The sequence below is a fragment of the Nocardioides sp. AN3 genome (assembly GCF_054653495.1).
The window spans coordinates 1-22,232 of sequence record NZ_BAAIGC010000045.1; the positions used below are offsets into that span (position 1 = coordinate 1).

The following is a 22,232-nucleotide window of genomic DNA, read 5'->3' on the forward strand; positions in this document are numbered from 1 at the left end:
AGGACGAGTACGAGGACGAGCCCGAGGGAGAGCCGGAGGACGAGTACGAGGAGTCCGACGAAGGCGCCGAGGACGAGGGCGAGGACGAGGCCGAGGAGACCGCGGAGCCCGATGACGGCGAGGCCGAGGACGAGTACGTTGACGAGGACGAGCCCGACGAGGAGCCGGAGGAAGAGCCCGAGGAGAAGAAGCCCGCACGCCGCTCGAGGCGTCGGTGACCTGCAGGTAGTGACCGGAAGGGAGCAGACATGACAGTCCAGACCCAGTCGCGTCGCGGCGGTGGCGGCGGGTATCTCGCCCGACCGGCCCCCAGTGGCCTCGCCGACGTCATCGAGATCATTCTTGACAAGGGCATCGTGGTCGACGCCTACATCCGCGTGGCGCTCGTCGGCATCGAGCTCCTGACGATCGACCTGCGCATCGTGATCGCGAGCGTCGACACCTACCTGCGGTTCGCCGAGGCCACGAACCGGCTCGACCTCATGGAGAACGGCGCCGGCAAGCCCCTCGACGAGTTCATCGGGGACCTGCAGCACAAAGGCTCCTCGAAGAAGGTGAGCGGAGCCGTGCAGGGAGCCAAGCGCGCGCTCACCGGCGGTGGCGACGACGACGAGAGCGATGACCGGCGCAGCCGGTCCAGCAGCCGTCGGAGCACGCGCCGCGAGGAGTCGTGACCACGGCGACGGTCTCGGAGCTGCCGCTGCCGCCAGGCGAGGGCGTGGACACCGGCTGGTTCGTCTACGGCGTGACGAACAGGTCAGTGTCCCTGCCCGAGTCCGTCCGTGGAGTCGACGACCAGCCGATCCGCCTGCTGACGTACGGCGATCTCGCCGCCGTGGCCAGCGCCGCGCTGCTGGATCGACCTGCGGGCCGGCGCGCCGAGATCCTGGCCTACACCACCGTGCTCGACCGCGTCGCCGAGACAGGCGTGGTCGCGCCGGTGCGCTTCGGCTCGATCTTCGCGGACGACCAGGATGTCGTCGACCACCTGCTGGCGCCCTCTGCAGACGAGCTCGCCGCCCTGCTGGACGACCTCACCGGCCGGGTCCAGCTCCGGTTGACCGCGACGTACCGGCAGGAGGTGCTGCTCGCCGGTCTGGTGGCGGCCGATCCCGAGATCGCTCGACTGCGCGAGGTGACGAAGGACGCGCCGGAGGATGCCTTCCACGCTGAGCGGATCCGGCTCGGCGAGCTGGTGGCGCGTGGCGTCGAGCGAGCCCGCGAAGCTGACGCCGACGAGCTGCTCGAGACGGTGGAGCCGCTGTGTGCATCGGTGTCGGTCCAGCCCGCACGCGGCCTGCACGGACTGCTCTCGGCAGCACTCCTCGTCGAGCGCGAGCAGGTCGACGCGTTGGAGGAGGTGCTGGAGGTCGTCGCCAAGACGGTGCACGACCGCATCGAGATGGCCCTGACCGGTCCGATGGCGCCCTACGACTTCGTCGGTGGTGAGTCATGGGCCTGATCACCGGACTTCTCGGCCTGCCGCTCGCCCCGGTCCGGGGGGCGGTCTGGGTCGCTGAGCAGGTCCTCCAGCAGGCAGAGGAGGAGTACTACGACCCCGGTCGCATCCGCGCGTCGCTGGAGGAGGTCGACCGCAGGCGCGAGACTGGTGAGCTGACGGAGGAGGAAGCCGTCGCACTGGAGGATGAGCTCGTGGAGCGACTGCTCGAAGGACAGCAACGACGAGGTGGTCGATGATGGCGGACGACGAGACCGTGACCGACGACCAGACCCCGGACGAGGACGACGACCAGACCGACCAGACCGGCCGGGCCGACGACGAGTCGAACGGCGACGCGAGCGACGACAGCCCGTCGAAGAAGGCAGCGGGCCGGAGGTCGCCGGCCAAGAAGGCGGTCAAGAAGGCCCCGGCGAAGAAGGCCCCGGCGAAGAAGGCCGTCAAGCGGGAAGCCCCCCGCGCCGAGGCTCCGCGCCGACCCGGTGCCGGCCGGATCGCGCGCGAGGCGGCGGTGCAGCTGCACGAGCTGATCGGCCACGAGATCGAGGGGATCACCGCGGTCCACCGCGACGGCGACGGATGGGTCGTCGAGATCGACATGCTCGAGCTGCGCCGCATCCCCGCCACGACCGACGTGCTCGCGACCTACGAGGTCGAGATGGACGAGGACGGCGACCTCATGGGCTACCGTCGGCGGCACCGCTTCGTGCGGGGCAGCGTGAGTGAGGGCGGATGACTCAAGGGACCCAGAGCCACGAGCTCCCCGAGCCGAGGCGCCCGGCGTCGCCGCGCGCGTATGCGCCAGAGAGCCAGGCGGGGCGGGTCCAGCCGCAGAGCCTGGCCGACATCCTCGAGCGGGTGCTGGACAAGGGCATCGTGATCGCTGGCGACATCCGGGTCAACCTGCTCGAGATCGAGCTCCTCACCATCAAGATCCGCCTGGTCGTGGCGTCGGTCGACAAGGCCGAGGAGATGGGGATCGACTGGTGGCGCAGCGATCCGATGTTCAGCAGCGAGGCGCAGGGCCTCGCCCGGGAGAACGCGGATCTCCGGCGGAGGGTCGAGGAGCTCGAGTCGGGTTCCGGAGGACGGCGTGAGGTCGGCGCCGAGACCGCTCCGACCGCCGACACGACCGAGCACGACGAGCGTGAGGCGCAGCGATGAGCACGGGACGCTATCTCTACGCCGTCACCCGAGGCCTCTCCCCCGGCGAGATCACCGGTGTGACGGCACTCGGCGGTGCGCCTCTCGACGTGCTCGAGCATCGCGAGCTCTGCGTCCTGCTCAGCAGCGTCGACCTCGACGAGTACGGCGAGGAGGCACTGCGGCGCAACCTGGAGGATCTGCGGTGGCTGGAGACGACCGCCCGCGGCCACGACCAGGTCGTGCGGCTGGCCGCCCAGCATGGGCCGACCGCGCCCATGCGGCTGGTCACGATCTGCCTCGACGACGCCGGAGTGCGGTCGCGCCTGGACGAGTCCTACGACCAGATCGTCCAGGCGTTGGCCCGCGTCGAGGGACGCGCGGAGTGGAGCGTGAAGGCCTTCGCGCCGGCCGCCGCCACCGAGGAGAGGCCCACCGCCGTGGGCGTGGGCGGCGGAGCGGCGTACCTGCGCGCCCGCAAGGCCGCGGTCGAAGGACGGCGGGCGGACGAGGAGGCGGCCGCCGACACGGCCGAGCAGATCCACGAGAGTCTCTCTCACGTCGCCGTCGCGAGCAGGCGCCTCCCGCCTCAGGACCCGCGGCTGAGCGGCTACGACGTGCGGATGACCCTCAACGCGGCGTACCTGGTCGACGAGGCCGATGGCGGCGACTTCGGCCGCGAGGTGGATCGCCTCGCCGCCGAGCATCCGGAGGCCCGGGTGACGGTGGACGGTCCGTGGCCGCCGTACTCCTTCTCAACGCTGGAGGATCTGTGAGCACCTCCAGCCTCGAGACCCGCGCGGCGACGGAGATCGCGCTGGTCGACCTGCTCGACCGGCTCCTCGGCGCCGGTGTGGTGCTCTCGGGCGACGTCGTCATCTCGCTGGCCGGCGTCGACCTGGTCCAGGTGCGGCTTCGCGCGCTGATCATGACCGTGCGCGCCGAGAGGGACCAGGAGCCACGATGAACGAGCGCCACCGGCTGCTGCCCGAGCGGATCGAGACCGACGCGGAGTCGGTCGAGCGGGACCTGCTCAAGCTCGTGCTCACGATCGTCGAGCTCATCCGGCAGCTCATGGAGCGTCAGGCCATCCGGCGCGTCGACGAGGGCGACCTCTCCGAGGAGCAGGTCGACGCGCTCGGACACGCCCTGTGGCGGCTCGAGCAGGCGATGGACGACCTGAAGGAGCGGTACGGCCTGACGACCGCCGACCTCAACATCGACCTCGGCCCCCTCGGTCCGCTGCTGGCCGAGTGAACCGGGGCCGGACGTCCTACGAGCTGGTGCCCTGGGCAACCGACCCGTATGACGTCCGCGGCGATCAGGCCTCGATCACCACCGGGATGATCATCGGTCGGCGCCGGTGCGCGTCGGAGACCCAGCGCCCGATGACGCGCCTGGCGATCTGCTGCAGCTGGTAGGTGTCGGTGACGCCTTCGGCGAGTGAGGCGTTCACCGCGTCGAGGATGGGCTGACGGATCTCGTCGAACGCCCCGTCCTCCCAGGCGTTGCCGCGCGCGTGGATCTCGGGGCCGGCGGCGACCTTCCCGCTCACGGAGTCGACCACGACGACGACGGAGACGAAGCCCTCCTCGCCGAGGATGCGGCGGTCCTTGAGCTCGGACTCGGTGATGTCACCGACCGACTGCCCGTCGACGAAGACGTAGCCGCAGTCGACCTTGCCGGCGACCTTCGCCACGCCGTCGACGAGGTCGACCACGATCCCGTCCTCGGCGATGACGACGCTGTCGACGCCGACCGCACGGGCCAGGTCCCCGTTGGCCAGAAGATGACGGATCTCGCCGTGGACGGGCATCACGTTGCGGGGGCGCACGATGTTGTAGCAGTACAGCAGCTCGCCGGCGCTGGCGTGGCCTGAGACGTGGACCAGCGCGTTGCCCTTGTGGACCACCTTCGCGCCGAGCTTGGCCAGCCCGTTGATGACGCGGTAGACGGCGTTCTCGTTGCCGGGGATCAGCGAGGAGGCCAGCAGCACGGTGTCGCCGGGCTCGATGCGGACGAAGTTGTGGCTGTTCTGCGCGATGCGGGACAGCGCCGACATCGGCTCGCCCTGGGAGCCGGTGGACATCAGCACCTGGCGCTCGGGCGGCAGATCGGCCAGCGTCTTGGCCTCGACCAGCACGCCCTCCGGCACGTGCAGATAGCCGAGCTCGGCGGCGATCTGCATGTTGCGGACCATCGAGCGTCCGACGTAGCCGACCTTGCGACCATGGGCGGCCGCCGCGTCGAGGACCTGCTGCACGCGGTGGACATGCGACGCGAAGCTCGCCACGATGATGCGTTGGCTCGACTCCCGGAAGACCTGCTCGATCGCCGGGGTGATCTTGCGCTCGGAGGTGGTGAAGCCGGGCACCTCGGCATTCGTGGAGTCGGTGAGGAAGAGGTCGACGCCCTCCTCCCCCAGGCGTGCGAACGCACGCAGGTCGGTGATGCGCCCGTCCAGCGGCAGCTGGTCCATCTTGAAGTCGCCGGTGTGCAGGGCAAGGCCCGCGCCGGTCCGGATGGCGACAGCGAGGGCGTCGGGGATCGAGTGGTTGACGGCCACGAACTCGAGGTCGAACGGGCCGAACGAGATCCGGTCGCCCTCCTTGACCACGTGCTGGACCGTCTCGCGGAGCCGGTGCTCGCGGAGCTTCGAGGCGACCAGCGCCAGCGTCAGCTTCGAGCCGACGAGCGGGATGTCCTGGCGCTCGCGAAGCAGGTACGGCGCCGCGCCGATGTGGTCCTCGTGCCCATGGGTCAGGACGAGTGCCTCGACGACGTCCAGCCGGTCACGGATGGAGGTGAAGTCCGGAAGGATCAGGTCGACGCCGGGGTGATGGTCCTCGGGGAAGAGGACGCCGCAGTCGACGATCAGCAGACGACCGTCGAACTCGAAGACGGTCATGTTGCGACCGACGTCGCCGAGCCCGCCGAGTGGCGTCACCCGCAGGGCTCCCTGTGGCAGTGGGTTCGGCGCAGAGAGCTCCGGATGGGAGTGGGACATGCAGTTCCTCACGTATCGGGTCAGAGAAGACCCGCCGCGGCCAGCCCTTCGCGCAGAGCGGCGACCTCGTCCTCGTCCAGCGCCACCAAGGGCTGCCGGACACGGCGGTTGTCGAGGACTCCGAGCAGTTCCAGGGCCGCCTTGGCGGTGGTTGCTCCATAGTTCGGGACGCCCATGACGGCGTCGATCGCGGGGAGCATCCGCGCATAGGTCTGACGGGCGGTGACGAGGTCGCCGGCAGCGGCGGCGTCCACCATCATCCGGAGCAGGTCGCCGGCCGCATGGCCCACGACCGAGACCACGCCGACGGCGCCGTGCGCCAGCCAGGCGAGGTTGAGGGCGTCGTCGCCCGAGTAGACCGCATAGCCGAGGTCGATCAGCTTCGTCCCCCGCGCCAGGTCACCGGCAGCCTCCTTGACGGCGACGACGGTGTCCCAGGTGATGGCCTCGCGGTAGGTGTCGAACGCGATCGGCGAGCCGGTCCGGCCGGGGACGTCGTACAGGATCACCGGGACGTCGGTGGCTGACGCGACCGTGCGGAAGTGCTCGAGGATGCCCCGCTGCCCGGGCTTGTTGTAGTAGGGAGTCACCAGGAGAAGGCCGTCGGCGCCGGTCTTCTCGGCCTGACGCGCGAGCTCGACGGTCGCCCTGGTGTCGTTGGTGCCGATGCCTGCGACGATCTTGACCCGGCCACCGACGGCGTCACGGACTGCCGCGAGCGTCTCAGCATCCTCGGCGACCGTCGTCGTCGGCGACTCGCCCGTCGTGCCGGACACCACGAGGCCGTCGTGGCCGTGCTCGACCAGGTGCTTCGCGACGTTCTGCACGCCGTCGAGGTCGACGGACCCATCCTGCCGGATCGGAGTGACCATGGCGGTGAGGACGGTGCCGAACGGTGCAGCGGAGCTCATGGTCACCAGGGTATCGCTCGGGGGGCCGGACCTCTGATTCCGTCCTGCGCCGAGCGCGGCATCACCGCAGCGTCTCCCGGGTCACACGCGACCCATGACCTCGGCGGCGATCAGGCGCAGGTGGTCGAGGTCGGCGAGGTCGAGGACCTGGAGGTAGACCCGCTCGACCCCGACCTCGGCGTACGCCGTCAGCGTGGCGATCGCCTCCTCGGGGGTCCCGGCGACGCCGTTCTGGCGCAGCTCGCCCGTCTCGCGGCCGATGGCGGCGGCGCGACGCTCCACCTCGGCCTCGTCACCGCCGACGCAGACCACCAGTGCCGTGGAGTAGGTCATCGAGTCGGCCGGCCGTCCGGCCGCGTCCACAGCGTCGCGCACCCGGCCGAACTGCGTGGAGACGTCCTCGACGCTCGCGAAGGGCACGTTGAACTCGTCGGCATACGCCGCGGCGAGCGCAGGCGTCCTCTTCTTGCCGTGGCCGCCGATGATGACGGGGAGCCCGCCGCGGCAGCCGCCGCGCTGGACCGGCTTGGGCAAGCCAGGGCTTCTCACGACCTCGTAGTGCTTCCCGGTGAAGTCGTAGTCGCCGTCGGTGGCCCAGAGGCCGGTGATGACCTCGAGCTGCTCCTCGAGCCGGTCGAACCGCTCCCGGGTGTCGGGGAAACCGATGCCGTAGGCCTCGTGCTCAGCGCCGAACCAGCCGGCGCCGAGGCCGAGTTCGACCCGGCCCGAGGACATCTGGTCGACCTGCGCGACGGCGATCGCCAGGGGGCCGGGCAGGCGGAACGTCGCGCTCGTGACGAGCGTGCCGAGCCGGATGCGGCGTGTCTCCCGGGCGAGGCCGGCCAGCGTGACCCACGCGTCGGTCGGCCCGGGCAGCCCGTCGCCGCCCATCGTCAGGTAGTGGTCGGAGCGGAAGAACGCCCCGAAGCCGAGCTCCTCGGCGGTGGTGGCGACCGCCAGGAGATCGTCATAGGTGGCGCCCTGCTGGGGCTCGGTGAAGATGCGCAGGTCCATGCGGCCAGCCTGCCAGCGGGGATGAAGCGGGCGAGTCGCGGTCCGTCAGACGCTCGTCGTCGGATGTCGGTCGAGGAACACGCGGTCGTAGAGCTCGTGGGGCTCGCGGGCCGTCTCCGTCCACTCCTCGACAGGGAAGTCCGGGTAGCGCACGTCGCCGTCGGGCGTGAGACGGACGCGGCTGAGCACCTGGCGGTCGGCGTACGGCATGGCCGCGGCATACACCTGGGCTCCTCCCACGACCATGACGTCGCCGGGCAGGCCCGCCGCGAGTGCGAGGGCCTCCTCGACCGTGTTCGCGACCAGCACGCCGTCGTAGGACCAGGCCGGGTCCCGGGTCAGCACGACCGTCGTGCGGCCGGGGAGCGGGCGACCGATGGACTCGAAGGTCGTCCGACCCATCACGAGGGTGTGGCCCATCGTGAGGGCCTTGAACTCGGCCTGCTCGCCCGGGATCCGCCACGGGATGTCGGGACCTTTCCCGATCACCCCGTTGTCGGCCACTGCCGCGACGAGCACGACTCGCTTGCCGAGGATCGCGAGCTGCTCGTCCGGCCCCTCAGACAGCAATGGGCGCCTTGATGCCGGGGTGGGGGTCGTAGCCCTCCACGCTGATGTCCTCGAGGTCGAAGCCGTCGATCTCGGTGACGGCCGGGTTGAGCACGAGCGTCGGCAGTGCCCGGGGCTCGCGGGTGAGCTGGAGGCGCGCCTGGTCGAGATGGTTGAGGTAGAGATGCGCGTCACCCAGCGTGTGGACGAAGTCGCCGACCTCGAGCCCGACGACCTGGGCGACCATGTGGGTCAGCAGCGCATACGACGCGATGTTGAACGGCACGCCGAGGAACACGTCGCCGCTGCGCTGGTAGAGCTGGCAGCTCAGCCTGCCTGGACCGTCCGCCTGCGGGGCGACGTAGAACTGGAAGAGGCTGTGGCAGGGCGCGAGCGCCATGTCGGGGATGGCCGCGGGGTTCCATGCGCTCACGATGTGGCGGCGGCTGTCGGGGTTGGCGCGCAGGTCGGCGACCACCTGGGCGAGCTGGTCGATGTGGCGTCCGTCCGGAGCGGGCCAGCTGCGCCACTGGGCGCCGTAGACCGGGCCGAGGTCGCCGTTGTCGTCGGCCCACTCGTCCCAGATCGTGATGCCGCGGTCCTGCAGCCACTTCACGTTCGTGTCGCCGCGCAGGAACCACAGCAGCTCACCGAAGACGGACCGCGTGTGGATCCGCTTCGTCGTCACCAGTGGGAAGCCCTGGGACAGGTCGAAGCGCATCTGGTGGCCGAACACGCTCAGCGTGCCCGTGCCCGTGCGGTCGCTCTTCTCGACGCCCTCGTCGAGGACGCGCTGCATCAGGTCGAGGTACTGGCGCACGCCCTCACCCTATGTGGTCCGGGCCGTCACAGATCGACCGAGCCGCTGATGGTCGTCCGCGTGTCTCCGCCCACCCAGATGACGCCCGACTCGTCCGTCTCGATGTGCACACGCCCGTTGCGGCCGAGGGCGGTCCCCTGGGAGGAGACGTACGACGGCGGGAGGGTGCCGTTCGTCGTGAGCCACTGCGCGACGCCGGCGTTCAGGGAGCCAGTCACCGGGTCCTCCTCGACGCCGAGGCCACCGCAGAACGCGCGGACCTCGATGGCGCAGTCGCCCTCCGGGTAGATCCCGACGGCGCCCACCTTGTAGTCGCCGAGCACCGCCGGGTCGGGACGGACCGCGAGAACGGCCCCCGCGTCGGCCAGCAGCACCGCGACCCAGCCGGGGCCGTTGTCCACCCACCGGGCGTCGAGGATGTCATCGCGCCGCAGACCCAGGCCTGCCGCGACCCGCGCCACGTCCTCCTCCGAGGCCGGGCCGGACCGCAGCAGCTCGGGCGCGGCGAACGCGAGCCGCTCGTCGTCTCGCCGCACCTCGACCAAGCCGAGGCCGCACTCCTGGACGAGTCGGTCCGCCGCCGGCACGCCACCGGCCTCCAGCCAGGCGTGCGCCGACCCGAGCGTGGGGTGTCCCGCGAACGGCAGCTCCCCGCCCGGCGTGAAGATCCGCAGCCGGTAGTCCGCCATCGGATCGGTCGGGGCGAGGAGGAACGTCGTCTCCGAGAGGTTGGTCCAGCGGGCGAAGGCATGCATCTGCTCGGCGGACAGCTCGTCCGCGGCGTGCACGACCGCAACGGGGTTGCCCCGGAGCGGATCGCTCGAGAACACGTCGACCTGGCGGAAGGGCAGCGACACGGCGTACTCCTGGGTGGTCAGATCGGTCCGCGGAGGAAGTACCAGACGAACACCGCGGCCACGACCGCCATCAGCGGGTGGATCCGGCGCCACTGGCCGCGGCCGAGGGCGATGAGGACGTAGAGCACCATGCCGGCGCCCACGCCGTTGGCGATCGAGTAGGTGAACGGCATCAGCACGATCGTCAGGAAGGCCGGCACCGCGATGCCCATGTCGGCCCAGTCGATCCCCGAGACCTGGCTGATCATGAGCGCGCCGACGACCACCAGGGCCGGACCGGTGGCCGCGGACGGGATGATGCCGGCCAGTGGAGCGAAGAACATCGCCAGGAGGAAGAGCACGCCGGTGACGATGTTGGCCAGGCCTGTGCGTGCACCTTGCGCGGCGCCTGCGGTGCTCTCGACGAAGATCGTGTTCGATGAGGCCGAGGCCGCCCCGCCTGCGATCGCGCCGGCCGACTCGACGATCAGCACCCGACGCATCTGAGGCAGCTGGCCTTGGGCGTCGGTGAGGTTCGCCTCGCGACCGATCGCGAGTGCGGTGCCCATCGCGTCGAAGAAGTTCGCCATCAGGACGGTCACGACGAGTGCGAGCGCCGCACCGAGACCGAGGACGTCGAAGAAGCTGAGGCTGAAGTCGCCGACGAGCCCGAAGTCGGGCGCGGCCACCGGGTTGTGCGGCAGCTGGGCACCGGGCACCGGCGTGCCGCTCGCGACGGCGTTGATCACGATGCCGACGGCCGAGGCCACGGCGATGCCGATCAGCAGGGCACCCGGCACCCGCCACGCCATGAGGACGGCGATGAGGACGAGCGCCACGACGAAGACCAGCGTGTTCCACGACGTGAAGCCGGCCGAGAGCGCGACGATGGTGCCGCTCTTGGGGTGCTCGACGATGCCGCCGTCGACGAGGCCGATGAGCGCGATGAAGAGACCGATGCCGCCGGCGATGGCGCGCTTGATCCCGTCGGGGATGGCGTTCATGATCGCCTCGCGCAGGCCCACGAGGACGAGCACGAGCATGACGACGCCCTCGACCACGATGACGCCCATCGCCTCGGGCCACGTCAGTCCTCGGCCCGCCACCAGCGTGAAGGCAACGAAGGCGTTGACGCCGAGACCGGCGGCCAGCGCCATCGGCACGTCCGCGACCAGCCCCATCGCGATCGTCATGACGCCGGCCACGAGCGCGGTGACCGTGACGAGCTGGGCGTGGTCGAGGGTGTTGCCCGCGGAGTCCGGGATCGCTCCGAGGATCGAGGGGTTGACGACGAGGATGTAGGCCATCGTCGCGAACGTCACGACGCCGCCGAGGACCTCCGTCCCGATGCTGCTGCCGCGGTCGCTGATCCGGAAGAACCGGTCCACTGAGTCGATCTCCTTCGGGGCTCGGGTCGGGTCCGGAGGAAGTCTTTCAGGGCGGTCAGGGTCGCAAGGACATCGGCCCGTAGACCTCGCGGTCGTGCTCGTAGAGCACCACGGCGTCGACGCCCTCGTCGGCGAGCTCCCGCCAGACCTCGCCCACCCAGGACTCGGCGTCCCCTTGCGAGGCGAACCGCTGCTCGGCGTACTCGGTGGAGACCGCGACCTCGGCACCCGACGCGTCGACGAGGCGCCACCACCAGGGGCGCTCGGTGGCCGCGGGCTGGCGGAACGTGGGCGGCAGGTCAGGAAGGCTCACGACTCACGGACCGAGGTGTCGAGGAACGGCGGCTGGGTGAGCGCGAAGACCTCGCGCCGACCGCGGATGTCCACGGTGATCTCGGCCTCCGGGTTGACCGCGGTCGAGATCAGCGCCAGCCCGATGCCCTTCTTCAGGCTGGGTGAGAAGGTGCCCGAGGTGACCTCGCCGACGGCGACGTCGGCGCTGAGGAACGCCTGCATGTGAGGTCGAGGGATGCCTCGGCCGGTGGCGACGATCCCCCGCAGGATCCTCTTCGGGCCGGCCTCCTTCTCGGCGATCACGGCTGCCTTGCCCCAGAAGGCGTCCTTCTTCCAGCCCACCGCCCACCCCAGGCGACCCTGGTTGGGCGTCGTGTCGAGGGAGATGTCCTGGCCGTGCAGCGGGTAGCCCATCTCGGTGCGCAAGGTGTCGCGCGCACCCAGACCGCAGGCCTGGATGCCGAGCTCCTGACCGGCCTCGAGCAGCCGGTCCCACAGCTCGCCTGCGGCGCTGTTGGCGGCGACCAGCTCATAGCCACGCTCGCCGGTGTAGCCGGTCCGGCAGACCACCACCCCGACCCCCGCGAACTCCGCCTCCACGAACGACATGTAGTCGTGCCCGCTCGGCAGGCCGAGACGGTCGAGGAGCTCGTCGGACCGCGTGCCCTGCAGGGCGAGGACGGCGTAGTCGCGGTGGTGGTTCTTGACGGTGACACCTTCCGGCGCAGCCGCCGTCAGGCGGCGGACGACTTCGGTGGTGTTGGCGGCGTTCGGGATGAGAAGGACGTGGTCGTCGTCGCGGTAGTAGACGATGAGGTCGTCGACGATCCCGCCGGTCTCGTCGTCAAGGCAGAGGGTGTACTGCGCCTGGCCGGGGCCGATGCGGCGCAGGTCGTTGCTCAGGGTGGCGTTGACGAGCTCGGCGGCACCGTCGCCGGTCACCATCGCCTTGCCGAGGTGGCTGACGTCGAAGAGCCCGACGGACTCGCGCACCGCGGTGTGCTCCTTGACGACGCCGGCGCCGGCGTACTCGAGAGGCATGGACCAGCCGCCGAACTCGGCGAACTTGGCCCCCAGCGCGACATGTCGGTCGTGGAGCGGCGACTGCAGGAGATCGTCGGACATAGCGCGCAAACTACCGCAGGCGGCCGTCGGGGCCGCCGCGGGTAATCTGCGCCACGTGACACGCAGCGCCCACTACAGCCTGAGGACCGCCAGCCCGGCCAAGACGCGCGCCGAGGCGGTCGTCGTCGGCGTCGTGCAGGGACCGAAGGGGCCGGCGCTGGCCCCGGGCGCCGACGACGTGGGCGCCGCGCTCGGCCGCCGGCTGCGCCCGCTGCTGGCCACCCTCGGCGTGACCGGGAAGGCCGGCGAGGTGGTCCGGGTGCCCGCCGGCGACTCGCTCGCGACCGGGCTCCTGGTGCTGGCAGGGCTCGGACCTGAGGTGAGCGCTGACGCGGTACGCCGAGCTGCCGGTGCTGCCGCCCGCGCCGTCCCGAACGCGACCTCGGTCGCGCTCGCCCTCCCGGCCGACTCCCCCGAGCTCGTCCGAGCCGTGACGGAGGGACACACGCTGGGTGGGTATGCGTTCACCGGCTACAAGCTGGCCGCCAACGGCGACGGGCCGGGTGAGGTGATCGTGCTCAGCCCCCTGGCCCGGCGCAAGGACGGGCAGACGGCCTTCGAGGAGGCCCAGGTCGTCGCGGCCGCGGTCGCCGCCACGCGCGACTGGGTCAACATGCCCGCCAACGACCTGACCCCGCCCTTGTTCGCGGATGCCGTTGTCGCGGCGGTCGTCGCGACGAACAAGCGGGCGGCGAAGGGCGCGCCCCAGGTCGGGGTCACCGTCCACGACGAGCGTGCGCTGGCCGAGCTCGGCTGTGGCGGCATCCTCGGCGTCGGTGGGAGCTCAGCGGCTGCGCCGCGTCTCGTCGAGCTGACCTACGAGCCGGCCGACGCGCTCGCGCACGTCGCTCTGGTCGGCAAGGGCATCACGTTCGACTCCGGCGGCCTGACGCTCAAGCCGGGCAACACGATGCACGACATGAAGACCGACATGGCGGGTGCGGCCGCCGTCGTGCAGGCGACCCTCGCTGTCGCGGCACTGGGGCTCCCGGTGCGGCTCTCGACGTTCGCCCCGATGGCGGAGAACATGGTGTCCGGGTCGGCCACGCGGCCCGGTGACGTGCTGCGCCTCTACGGCGGCACCACCGTGGAGATCAGCAACACCGACGCCGAAGGACGGCTGATCCTCGCCGACGCGCTGGTCCGGGCGACCGAGGTCGGACCAGACGTGGTCATCGACGTCGCCACCCTCACCGGGCACATGGTCGCCGCCCTCGGTGACCGGATCACCGGCGTCCTCGGCTCGGCGGAGGTCGTCGAGGCAGTCCTGGCCGCCGCGACCACCGCCGGCGAGGAGAGCTGGCCGATGCCGATCCCCGAGATCATGGAGGAGCGCATCCGCTCCTCGAAGATCGCCGACCTCGCCCAGCACGACTGGGTCCGGTGGGGCGGCGGTCTCTTCGCGGCGGCGTTCCTCCGGGAGTTCACCGATGGGCTGCCGTGGGCGCATCTCGACATCGCGGGGCCGTCGTACAACGCCGGCGGCCCGAACGGTCACCTCACCTCCGGCGGCACGGGCGCCGCGGTCGCGACCCTCGTGGACTACGTGCGGGCGCTGGCGCTCACGTCGGAGGGCTAGAGCCCCTGCTGCTTCTTGCGGCGGTTGTAGTCACGCATGCGCTGCGGGATGCCGACGACCGCCGCGTCGTAGGACGGCGTCATGTGGTCGTTGCAGAACCGGTGGGCCCACTGCGCCGAGGGCACGCGCCGGCGGGTCCACTCGCCGTCGTAGGCCACCAGCAGCAGCGTCACGTCGCTCACCGCGGTGCGGGGCTCGACGAACCCCTCGACGCCTCTGCGAGAGGCGATGAAGTCGGCCAGGTGCGCGACGTCGGCGTCATCGGCCGCGCGGACACGGGTCGAGCCGGTGCGGCGGGCGTCACGGGCGGGACGCTTCATCCGGACACCCGTGCCGCGACGGAATCGGTCGAGGAACGACATGAGCCAAGTCTGCCTCGTCCCAGCCGCGGTCGAAGGTGACTTGCCGGTAAGCGCCCCGGTGACGACCACACCTGCCGGGGTGCAAAGATGGGCGCCGGGCGGTAACCCGGACCACTCCGATCACAGGCGCATCCACAGAGGCGAGCGAAGGAACTGCATTGGCCACTGAAGTCACACTCCCGGCACTCGGCGAGTCCGTCACCGAGGGAACCGTCACGCGCTGGCTCAAGAACGTCGGCGACCCCATCGCCGTCGACGAGCCGCTGCTGGAGGTCTCGACCGACAAGGTCGACACGGAGATCCCCTCGCCCATCGCCGGGACGTTGATCGAGATCCGCGCCAATGAGGACGACACCGTCGAGGTCGGTGCCGTCCTCGCTCTCGTCGGTGCCGCCGACGAGGCCGGCTCCCAGAGCAATGACGGACAGGCCCCCGAGGCGTCCGCGCCGGCCGCCCAGGAGCCCGCCACCCAGGAGCCCGCCACCCAGGAGCCGGAGGTCCAGGCCCCGGAGGCAGCCTCGGCGCCGACGCGTCCCGAGGAGGAGGCCGTGCAGCCCGACGCCGGCACGAAGCCCGCCGCGGGCTCCGGCACCTCCGTCACGCTCCCCGCGCTCGGCGAGTCGGTGACCGAGGGCACCGTCACCCGCTGGCTCAAGCAGGTCGGTGACAGCGTCGCCGTCGACGAGCCGCTGCTGGAGGTCTCGACCGACAAGGTCGACACCGAGATCCCGTCTCCCGTGGCCGGCACGCTCCTCGAGATCAAGGTCTCGGAGGACGAGACCGTCGAGGTGGGCGCCGAGCTCGCTGTCGTCGGCGACGCCTCCGCCGCTCCCGCTCAGCCCACCCAGCCCGAGCCCACCCAGCCCGAGCCCGCGCAGCCCGAGCCCACCCAGCCCGAGCCCACCCAGCCCGAGCCCACCCAGCCCGAGCCCACGCAAGCTCAGGCAGAGCCAGCCCAGACCGCACCCGCCCAGGCCGAGCAGCCGGCACCAGCCGCTCCCGCCTCCCCCGCTGCCGCTCCGGCGCCCGCTCCTGCTGCCCCGGCGGAGCCCGCTGCGAACGCCGGCGACGGTCACGGCTATGTGACGCCGCTCGTGCGCAAGCTCGCCGCGCAGCACGGCGTCGACCTGACCTCTGTCAACGGGAGCGGGGTGGGCGGTCGCATCCGCAAGGAGGACGTGCTGGCCGCCGCCGAGGCGGCCAAGGCTGCGGCCGCGCCGACCGCTGCTCCCGCCGCTCCGACCGCCGGCGCCCCGGCAGCCGCGCCGTCGAGCACGCCGTCGCCGCTGCGCGGCACGACCGAGAAGGTCAGCCGCCTGCGGAAGGTCATCGCCGACCGCATGACGGAGTCGCTGCACACCTCCGCCCAGCTCACGCAGGTTATGGAGGTCGACGTCACCAACATCGCGCGCCTGCGGGACTCGGCGAAGGCCGACTTCCTGGCGCGTGAGGGCGTGAAGCTGACCTACCTGCCGTTCTTCGCCAAGGCCGCGATCGACGCGCTCAAGCAGCACCCCAAGCTCAACGCCAACCTCAACGCCGAGGCGGGCGAGGTCACCTACTACGACCGCGAGAACATCGCGTTCGCCGTGGACACCGAGCGCGGCCTGCTCACGCCGGTCGTCAAGGACGCGGGCGACCTCTCGATCGCCGGCCTGGCGAAGAAGATCTCCGACGTCGCCGAGCGCACCCGGACCAACAAGATCACGCCCGACGAGCTCTCGGGTGGCACCTTCACGATCACGAACCTCGGCAGCTTCGGCGCCCTGTTCGACACGCCGATCATCAACCAGCCGCAGGTCGCGATCCTCGGCCCCGGCGCCGTCGTGAAGCGCGCCGTCGTCATCGACGACCCGAACCTCGGCGAGACCATCGCGGTGCGTCACATGGTCTACCTGGCGCTGACCTACGACCACCGGCTGGTCGACGGCGCCGACGCCGGCCGCTTCCTGCAGGACGTCAAGAAGCGCCTCGAGGCGGGCGTCTTCGAGGTCTGACCGCCGCGTCGGCGCAACTTGACGCCGTGACGACGCCGAGTCGGCGCATCTTCACACATTCGCTGTGAGGATGCGCCGACTCGAGTCGTCTCAGCAGTGAAGAAGCGCCGAGTCGAGCCGTCCCGGGCGCAAAGGCGCGCCGAGTCGGCCGGTAGGTTGAGGCCATGGCACGCGTCCTCATCGCCGGGTCGTCGGGTTTCCTCGGGTCGCATCTGGTCGACGCGCTGCGGAGGCGAGGGCACGAGGTGGTGGCGCTCGTGCGACGACCGGCACGCGACGGCGAGTCGACCTGGGACCCCTACTCGGGGCTGATTGACCCCGACGTCGTCGAGTCGGCCGATGCGGTGGTCAACCTCGCCGGAAGCCCGACGATGGGCAACCCGCACTCGCAGCGCTGGTCGCAGCGTCTGCGCGAGAGCCGCGTCACGACGACCCGGGTGCTGGCCGAGACGATCGCCGCGAGCGCGAGGCGGCCGGCGTTCCTCGCGGGCAATGCCGTCGGCTGGTACGGCGACCACGGCCAGCAACCCGTCAACGAGTCGGCCGACAGCCGGGGCCACACGCTCATGACGCAGGTATGCCGCGACTGGCAGGCCGCGGCGCAGACTGCCGTCGACGCCGGCGGGCGAGTGGTGTTCCTGCGCACGAGCCCGGTGATCGACCGGTCGACAGCCCCGCTCAGGCAGCTCCTCCCCCTGTTCCGGGTCGGGCTCGGCGCACGCATCGGCGACGGTCGGCAGCGGATGCCGATGGTGTCGCTACGAGACTGGGTCGGGGGCGTCGTCCACGTCGTCGAGGGCGACCTGGCCGGGCCGGTGAACATCACCTGCCCGCACACGCCGACGAACGGCGAGTTCACCGACGAGCTGGCCCGGGCGGTCCATCGCAAGTCCCTCGTCGCGATGCCGTCCGCGGCGATCCGCCTGGGTGCGGGCAGGCTCTCCCCCGAGCTGCTCGGATCCGTCGACGCTCGGCCTGACGCGCTCACCGCCGCCGGCTACGAGTTCCGTGACGGCGACGTGACGGCGGTCCTGAGCGCCGCGCTGGACGGCGGTAGGCTCGCCACGTGACGGAGCTGCTCTTCGAGGCGATCGGAACCATCGACTACGTCGAGGCGTGGGAGCTCCAGCGGAAGGTCCATGCCGAGGTGGTTGCCGGGGCGCGGCCCGGGACCGTGCTGCTGCTCGACCATCCGCCGGTCTTCACCGCGGGCAAGCGGACCGACCCGCACGAGCGACCGGTCGACACCAACGGCGCTCCGGTGGTCGACGTCGACCGCGGCGGCAAGATCACCTTCCACGGGCCGGGTCAGCTCGTGGCCTACCCGATCGTCAGGCTCCCCAGCCACGTGAAGGTCGTCGACTTCGTCCGCCGCCTCGAGGAGGCGATGATCCTCACCTGTGCCGACTTCGGGGTCACGACGGCGCGGGTCCCGGGACGCAGCGGGGTCTGGCTGCACGAGGACGCCACGGGTGCCGAGCGCAAGGTCGGCGCGATCGGGCTGCGTGTCAGCAAGGGCGTCACGATGCACGGCATCGCGCTCAACTGCGATGTCGACCTGGAGTGGTATGACCGGTTCGTTCCGTGTGGGATCTCCGACGCAGGCGTCACGACGCTGAGCCTCGAGACCGGACGCGACATCACCGTCGACGAGGCACTGCCGGTGCTGCAGCGTCACATCGAGAGCTTCCTCGCGTGGGAGCCCTACCAGGCGACGCCCGACTACGACGCGAAGCCGGAGCCGGCGCACGGCCCGCGCATCGAGCTGCTGACGCCGTCGCGGGCCTGATCGCGACGGGTTCCGCCGGCTCGCTCCCGACTGCGGCTGAAGAGGGGGCTCGGCGTAGGCTGGGCAGGTGACGACTGCGCCAGCACCCGAAGGTCGCAAGCTGCTCCGGCTCGAGGTCCGCAACGCGGAGACTCCGATCGAGCGGAAGCCGGAGTGGATCAAGACCCGGGCGAAGATGGGCCCGGAGTACAAGCACCTGCAGAGCCTGGTGAAGTCCGAAGGTCTCCACACGGTCTGTCAGGAGGCGGGCTGTCCCAACATCTTCGAGTGCTGGGAGGACCGGGAGGCGACCTTCCTCATCGGTGGTGACCAGTGCACCCGGCGCTGTGACTTCTGCCAGATCGACACCGGCAAGCCGGCGCCTTTGGACCGTGACGAGCCGCGCCGGGTGGCGGAGTCGGTGCGGTCGATGGGGCTGCGCTATGCCACCATCACCGGGGTCGCCCGCGACGACCTGCCCGATGGTGGGGCGTGGTTGTATGCCGAGACGGTCCGTGCGATCCACGACCTGACTGCCGACATGGAGGGCGGGGCGACCGGGGTGGAGAACCTGATCCCCGACTTCAACGGCAGGCCGGACCTGTTGGCGGAGGTGTTCGAGTCGCGTCCGGAGGTGCTGGCCCACAATGTGGAGACGGTGCCGCGGATCTTCAAGCGGATCCGGCCGGCGTTCCGCTATGAGCGGTCCCTGGAGGTGATCACCCAGGCGCGTGACTTCGGGCTGGTCACCAAGTCCAACCTGATCCTCGGGATGGGCGAGACCCGCGCGGAGGTCTCCCAGGCGCTGGTCGACCTGCACGCCGCCGGGTGTGAGCTGGTCACGATCACGCAGTATCTGCGTCCCAGCGTGCGCCACCACCCGGTGGAGCGGTGGGTCAAGCCGGAGGAGTTCGTCGAGCTGCAGGCCGAGGCCACCCAGATCGGCTTCTCCGGCGTCATGTCCGGTCCGCTGGTGCGCTCGTCGTACCGAGCCGGCCGCCTCTACCGTCAGGCCGTCGATGCCCGCGAGGGCCTCTCCGCCTGACCCTTCCCGTCCGACCCGAGCCCGACCAGAGAGCACCGAGAGAGCACCCCATGTCACAGGTCGATCCGAGCACCATGAGCCGTCGTCGGCAGATCATCGAGACCTATCGGCTGACCAAGCAGTCAGACCCGTCGATCGGTCTGTGGCTCCTTGGGTCCTTCGCGCTCGGCGCGGTTGTCGGGTTCGTCGTGTTCTGGGTGCTGCCCGGCAACGGCGTGCTCGGGCTCGTCATGTCGATCCTCGGCGCGATCCTCGGCGGCGTGCTGCTGACCATGATCGTCTTCGGCCGCCGGGCCCAGCGGGCGGCGTACAAGCGTCTCGAGGGCCAGCCCGGCGGTGCTGCGGCCGCCCTCACCATGCTGCGCCGTGGCTGGACGACCGAGCCGGCCGTCGCGTTCAACAAGCAACAGGACGTCGTGCACCGCGTCGTCGGCCCTCCGGGCATCGTGCTCGTCGGTGAGGGCAACCCCACCCGCCTGCGCCCGCTGCTCACCAGCGAGCGGAAGCGTCACGAGCGTGTGCTCTACGAGGTGCCGGTCAGCGAGGTCCTCGTCGGCGACGGCGAGGGCCAGGTGCCGCTGCCCAAGCTCGTGCGCCACGTCACCAAGCTCGGTCGCAAGGTGAAGCCGGCCGAGATCACCGACATCCTCAACCGCCTCAAGGCCATCGACGCGACCCGCGGGAAGGTTCCCCTCCCCAAGGGACCCGTCCCGACCTCGATGAAGGGCATGCGCGGCAACCTGCGGGGTCGTTGAGTCGAGCCTAGGCGCTGCTCCGGCTGCGGAAGGTCTCGAGCGTGACCGTCGCGGTGCCGGCGGCGAGGTCGTGCAGGCCGCGGCCGTCCGGCCGGAAGATGAGCGGTGGGATCACGGCGGCGATCATGATCTGCCGCGCGAGCGACCGCAGCAGGTCCAGGGGCCGCGGGTCGCCGTCGACCCGCACGGTCCGAAGCCGCGTCGCGAGCTTGCCGAACGAGCCGCCCGCCAGCGCCGTCAGCACGGCCGACTCGGCGACGTACAGGCCCAGGACCCACCAGGACGCGGCGGTGTCGGGGTGGTCGGCGACGAACCCACCGACGATCGGCAGCGACGCCGGCCCGCGGAAGGCGGAGACGACCAACGAGCACGCCAGCCAGTCGACGAGCAGCGCGACGCCACGGCGGGTCCAGGAGGCGGTCGGGAAGGTCGGGTCGGTCACGGACCGCAAGCCTAGGTGCGCAGAACTGGACCCCGGTCACCGGGAACCTGTTACATGGCTGAAACAATTCCGACACGGGGGCGCAACTGCCCCTGCCTACCGTGCAGACACGACACGACAGCAGCGCAGCTGTGGCGTCACCCCTCATCATCACGCAGGCTGTGCCGACAGGCGCCACAGCCAAGGAGGACGAATGTTCAGCAACTCCGATGAGCTGTTCAAGTTCATCAAGGACGAAGGCGTCGAGATGATCGACATCCGCTTCGTCGACCTTCCCGGCATCATGCAGCACTTCACCGTGCCGGCCTCGTCCTTCGGCCCGGAGGTCTTCGAGAACGGCCTCGCCTTCGACGGCTCCTCGATCCGCGGCTTCCAGGCGATCAACGAGTCCGACATGGCGCTCTTCCCCGACGTCACGACCGCGTTCGTCGACCCGTTCCGCGCCGCCAAGACGCTGGTGCTCAACTTCTTCGTGCACGACCCGATCACCGGCGAGGCCTACAGCCGCGACCCGCGCAACATCGCGCGCAAGGCGCTGGCCTACCTCTCGACCACCGGCATCGGCGACACCGCGTTCTTCGCCCCCGAGGCCGAGTTCTACATCTTCGACAACGTCAAGTTCGAGACACGTCAGAACGCCGGCTACTACGAGATCGACTCCTACGCAGGCGCCTGGAACACCGGCGACTCGTTCGAGCGCGACAACCGTGGCTACAAGGTCCGCTACAAGGGCGGCTACTTCCCGGTCACCCCGACCGACCACTTCGCCGACCTGCGCGACGTGATGGTCAAGAACCTCGAGCAGGTCGGCCTCGAGGTCGAGCGTGCCCACCACGAGGTCGGCACCGCGGGTCAGGCAGAGATCAACTACCGCTTCGACACGCTGCTCAAGGCGGCGGACGACGTGATGAAGTTCAAGTACATCATCCGCAACACCGCCTGGCAGGCCGGCAAGACCGTCACCTTCATGCCGAAGCCGATCTTCGGCGACAACGGCTCGGGCATGCACGTGCACCAGTCGATCTGGAACGCCGGCGAGCCGCTGTTCTACGACGAGGCAGGGTACGGCGGCCTCTCCGACATGGCCCGTTGGTACATCGGCGGCATCCTGCAGCACGCCCCCGCGCTGCTCGCCTTCACCAACCCGACGGTGAACTCCTACCACCGCCTGGTTCCCGGCTTCGAGGCCCCGATCTCGCTGGTCTACTCCTCGCGGAACCGGTCGGCCGCCGTCCGGATCCCGATCACCGGCTCCAACCCGAAGGCGAAGCGCATCGAGACCCGGTTCCCGGACCCGTCCTCGAACCCCTACCTCGCCTTCTCGGCGCTGCTGCTCGCGGGCATCGACGGCATCCAGAACAAGATCGAGCCGCCCGCGCCGATCGACAAGGACATCTACGAGCTGCCGCCGGACGAGATGGCCGAGATCAACCAGGTCCCGACCTCGCTCAGCGCCGTGCTCGACGCACTCGAGGCCGACCAGGACTTCCTCACCGTCGGGGACGTCTTCACCTCCGACCTGATCGAGACCTGGATCGACTTCAAGAAGACGAACGAGATCCTGCCGGTGCAGCAGCGTCCGCACCCGCACGAGTTCGAGCTCTACTACGACATCTGATGTCAGCGAACGTCGGCTAAGCGCAGGAGCGATCAAAAGGCCGTCTGACCTGCAAAAACACCCCTTTGGACTCCTTCGGAGACCTGGGGGTGTTTTTGTTGCTCGTGTAGCAAACATGTA

26 protein-coding genes and 1 pseudogene are annotated in these 22,232 nt (G+C 70.4%); 16 read left to right on the plus strand and 11 right to left on the minus strand.

From position 1 onward, the window contains the following. The 9 genes and pseudogenes from ACYQ1K_RS26135 to ACYQ1K_RS26175 all read left to right on the plus strand — a co-directional run. A pseudogene (locus ACYQ1K_RS26135) lies at positions 1–218 on the plus strand (hypothetical protein); the annotation flags it as partial. 30 nt (positions 219–248) lie between these two features. Beyond that, positions 249–674, plus strand: coding sequence for a gas vesicle protein GvpJ (gene gvpJ / locus ACYQ1K_RS26140; protein WP_459986503.1), 426 nt, complete (start codon positions 249–251; stop codon positions 672–674). After that, positions 671–1,462: a GvpL/GvpF family gas vesicle protein gene (locus ACYQ1K_RS26145; protein WP_459986505.1), complete on the plus strand. Its 792-nt coding sequence runs from the start codon at positions 671–673 to the stop codon at positions 1,460–1,462. The genes gvpJ and ACYQ1K_RS26145 overlap by 4 nt, the downstream gene beginning before the upstream one ends. After that, a complete protein-coding gene (locus ACYQ1K_RS26150; protein WP_459986507.1) occupies positions 1,453–1,698 on the plus strand; it encodes a gas vesicle protein GvpG in 246 nt (81 codons plus the stop codon). Before ACYQ1K_RS26145 ends, ACYQ1K_RS26150 begins: the two co-directional genes overlap by 10 nt. Beyond that, positions 1,698–2,195 carry a gas vesicle protein GvpO gene (locus tag ACYQ1K_RS26155; RefSeq protein ID WP_459986508.1) on the plus strand — a complete coding sequence of 166 codons (498 nt, stop codon included), beginning with the start codon at positions 1,698–1,700 and terminating at the stop codon, positions 2,193–2,195. The genes ACYQ1K_RS26150 and ACYQ1K_RS26155 overlap by 1 nt, the downstream gene beginning before the upstream one ends. Continuing rightward, entirely contained in the window at positions 2,192–2,623 is a 432-nt protein-coding gene (locus tag ACYQ1K_RS26160) for a gas vesicle protein (protein ID WP_459986509.1), read from the plus strand. The genes ACYQ1K_RS26155 and ACYQ1K_RS26160 overlap by 4 nt, the downstream gene beginning before the upstream one ends. Next, on the plus strand, positions 2,620–3,378 hold the full coding sequence (locus ACYQ1K_RS26165) for a GvpL/GvpF family gas vesicle protein (protein ID WP_459986510.1): 759 nt from the start codon (positions 2,620–2,622) through the stop codon (positions 3,376–3,378). The genes ACYQ1K_RS26160 and ACYQ1K_RS26165 overlap by 4 nt, the downstream gene beginning before the upstream one ends. Beyond that, complete coding sequence (locus ACYQ1K_RS26170; RefSeq protein ID WP_459986511.1) at positions 3,375–3,569, plus strand: gas vesicle protein; 195 nt, start codon at positions 3,375–3,377, stop codon at positions 3,567–3,569. The genes ACYQ1K_RS26165 and ACYQ1K_RS26170 overlap by 4 nt, the downstream gene beginning before the upstream one ends. Then, positions 3,566–3,859 (plus strand): gas vesicle protein K, encoded by a 294-nt coding sequence (locus tag ACYQ1K_RS26175; RefSeq protein ID WP_459986513.1) that lies wholly within the window; start codon positions 3,566–3,568, stop codon positions 3,857–3,859. The genes ACYQ1K_RS26170 and ACYQ1K_RS26175 overlap by 4 nt, the downstream gene beginning before the upstream one ends. Positions 3,860–3,923: 64 nt before the next feature. Here the strand turns inward: ACYQ1K_RS26175 and ACYQ1K_RS26180 are convergent, their stop codons facing one another. The 9 genes from ACYQ1K_RS26180 to gcvT form a co-directional block, all read right to left on the minus strand. Next, complete coding sequence (locus ACYQ1K_RS26180; protein ID WP_459986515.1) at positions 3,924–5,609, minus strand: ribonuclease J; 1,686 nt, start codon at positions 5,607–5,609, stop codon at positions 3,924–3,926. 20 nt (positions 5,610–5,629) lie between these two features. Then, the gene (dapA, locus tag ACYQ1K_RS26185; RefSeq protein WP_459986516.1) at positions 5,630–6,520 is read right to left on the minus strand and encodes a 4-hydroxy-tetrahydrodipicolinate synthase; all 891 of its coding nucleotides are present in this window, start codon (positions 6,518–6,520) and stop codon (positions 5,630–5,632) included. A gap of 81 nt (positions 6,521–6,601) precedes the next feature. Continuing rightward, a complete protein-coding gene (locus ACYQ1K_RS26190; protein ID WP_459986517.1) occupies positions 6,602–7,534 on the minus strand; it encodes an LLM class F420-dependent oxidoreductase in 933 nt (310 codons plus the stop codon). A 45-nt stretch (positions 7,535–7,579) separates the two neighbouring features. Next, the gene (locus ACYQ1K_RS26195; protein WP_459986518.1) at positions 7,580–8,104 is read right to left on the minus strand and encodes a dihydrofolate reductase; all 525 of its coding nucleotides are present in this window, start codon (positions 8,102–8,104) and stop codon (positions 7,580–7,582) included. Continuing rightward, positions 8,094–8,903 (minus strand): thymidylate synthase, encoded by an 810-nt coding sequence (locus tag ACYQ1K_RS26200; RefSeq protein ID WP_459986520.1) that lies wholly within the window; start codon positions 8,901–8,903, stop codon positions 8,094–8,096. Before ACYQ1K_RS26200 ends, ACYQ1K_RS26195 begins: the two co-directional genes overlap by 11 nt. Before the next feature lie 26 nt (positions 8,904–8,929). Next, positions 8,930–9,760, minus strand: a complete 831-nt coding sequence (locus ACYQ1K_RS26205) for a PhzF family phenazine biosynthesis protein (protein ID WP_459986521.1) — start codon at positions 9,758–9,760, stop codon at positions 8,930–8,932. Positions 9,761–9,777: 17 nt separating this feature from the next. Continuing rightward, positions 9,778–11,127 (minus strand): NCS2 family permease, encoded by a 1,350-nt coding sequence (locus ACYQ1K_RS26210; RefSeq protein WP_459986522.1) that lies wholly within the window; start codon positions 11,125–11,127, stop codon positions 9,778–9,780. A 55-nt stretch (positions 11,128–11,182) separates the two neighbouring features. After that, positions 11,183–11,440 (minus strand): hypothetical protein, encoded by a 258-nt coding sequence (locus tag ACYQ1K_RS26215; RefSeq protein WP_459986523.1) that lies wholly within the window; start codon positions 11,438–11,440, stop codon positions 11,183–11,185. Beyond that, on the minus strand, positions 11,437–12,546 hold the full coding sequence (gene gcvT, locus ACYQ1K_RS26220) for a glycine cleavage system aminomethyltransferase GcvT (RefSeq protein ID WP_459986524.1): 1,110 nt from the start codon (positions 12,544–12,546) through the stop codon (positions 11,437–11,439). The genes ACYQ1K_RS26215 and gcvT overlap by 4 nt, the downstream gene beginning before the upstream one ends. Positions 12,547–12,601: 55 nt before the next feature. On the opposite strand from gcvT, the gene ACYQ1K_RS26225 reads away from it, so the two are divergent. Then, a complete protein-coding gene (locus tag ACYQ1K_RS26225; RefSeq protein WP_459986525.1) occupies positions 12,602–14,125 on the plus strand; it encodes a leucyl aminopeptidase in 1,524 nt (507 codons plus the stop codon). Here the strand turns inward: ACYQ1K_RS26225 and ACYQ1K_RS26230 are convergent. Then, complete coding sequence (locus tag ACYQ1K_RS26230; protein ID WP_459986526.1) at positions 14,122–14,487, minus strand: hypothetical protein; 366 nt, start codon at positions 14,485–14,487, stop codon at positions 14,122–14,124. The two genes, ACYQ1K_RS26225 and ACYQ1K_RS26230, sit on opposite strands and share 4 nt — an antisense overlap. A 158-nt stretch (positions 14,488–14,645) precedes the next feature. On the opposite strand from ACYQ1K_RS26230, the gene sucB reads away from it, so the two are divergent. The 5 genes from sucB to ACYQ1K_RS26255 all read left to right on the plus strand — a co-directional run bounded on the left by sucB (position 14,646) and on the right by ACYQ1K_RS26255 (position 20,052). Then, positions 14,646–16,484, plus strand: a complete 1,839-nt coding sequence (gene sucB / locus ACYQ1K_RS26235; protein WP_459986527.1) for a 2-oxoglutarate dehydrogenase, E2 component, dihydrolipoamide succinyltransferase — start codon at positions 14,646–14,648, stop codon at positions 16,482–16,484. A gap of 164 nt (positions 16,485–16,648) precedes the next feature. Next, positions 16,649–17,554: a TIGR01777 family oxidoreductase gene (locus tag ACYQ1K_RS26240; RefSeq protein WP_459986529.1), complete on the plus strand. Its 906-nt coding sequence runs from the start codon at positions 16,649–16,651 to the stop codon at positions 17,552–17,554. Then, complete coding sequence (gene lipB, locus ACYQ1K_RS26245; protein ID WP_459986530.1) at positions 17,551–18,273, plus strand: lipoyl(octanoyl) transferase LipB; 723 nt, start codon at positions 17,551–17,553, stop codon at positions 18,271–18,273. The genes ACYQ1K_RS26240 and lipB overlap by 4 nt, the downstream gene beginning before the upstream one ends. 67 nt (positions 18,274–18,340) lie before the next feature. Beyond that, entirely contained in the window at positions 18,341–19,297 is a 957-nt protein-coding gene (gene lipA, locus ACYQ1K_RS26250; protein ID WP_459986531.1) for a lipoyl synthase, read from the plus strand. A gap of 50 nt (positions 19,298–19,347) precedes the next feature. Beyond that, positions 19,348–20,052, plus strand: a complete 705-nt coding sequence (locus ACYQ1K_RS26255) for a DUF4191 domain-containing protein (RefSeq protein WP_459986532.1) — start codon at positions 19,348–19,350, stop codon at positions 20,050–20,052. A gap of 7 nt (positions 20,053–20,059) precedes the next feature. Here the strand turns inward: ACYQ1K_RS26255 and ACYQ1K_RS26260 are convergent, their stop codons facing one another. Further along, the gene (locus ACYQ1K_RS26260; protein WP_459986533.1) at positions 20,060–20,494 is read right to left on the minus strand and encodes an RDD family protein; all 435 of its coding nucleotides are present in this window, start codon (positions 20,492–20,494) and stop codon (positions 20,060–20,062) included. A gap of 193 nt (positions 20,495–20,687) precedes the next feature. On the opposite strand from ACYQ1K_RS26260, the gene glnA reads away from it, so the two are divergent. Continuing rightward, positions 20,688–22,112: a type I glutamate--ammonia ligase gene (gene glnA / locus ACYQ1K_RS26265; RefSeq protein WP_459986535.1), complete on the plus strand. Its 1,425-nt coding sequence runs from the start codon at positions 20,688–20,690 to the stop codon at positions 22,110–22,112. Positions 22,113–22,232: the final 120 nt, after the last annotated feature.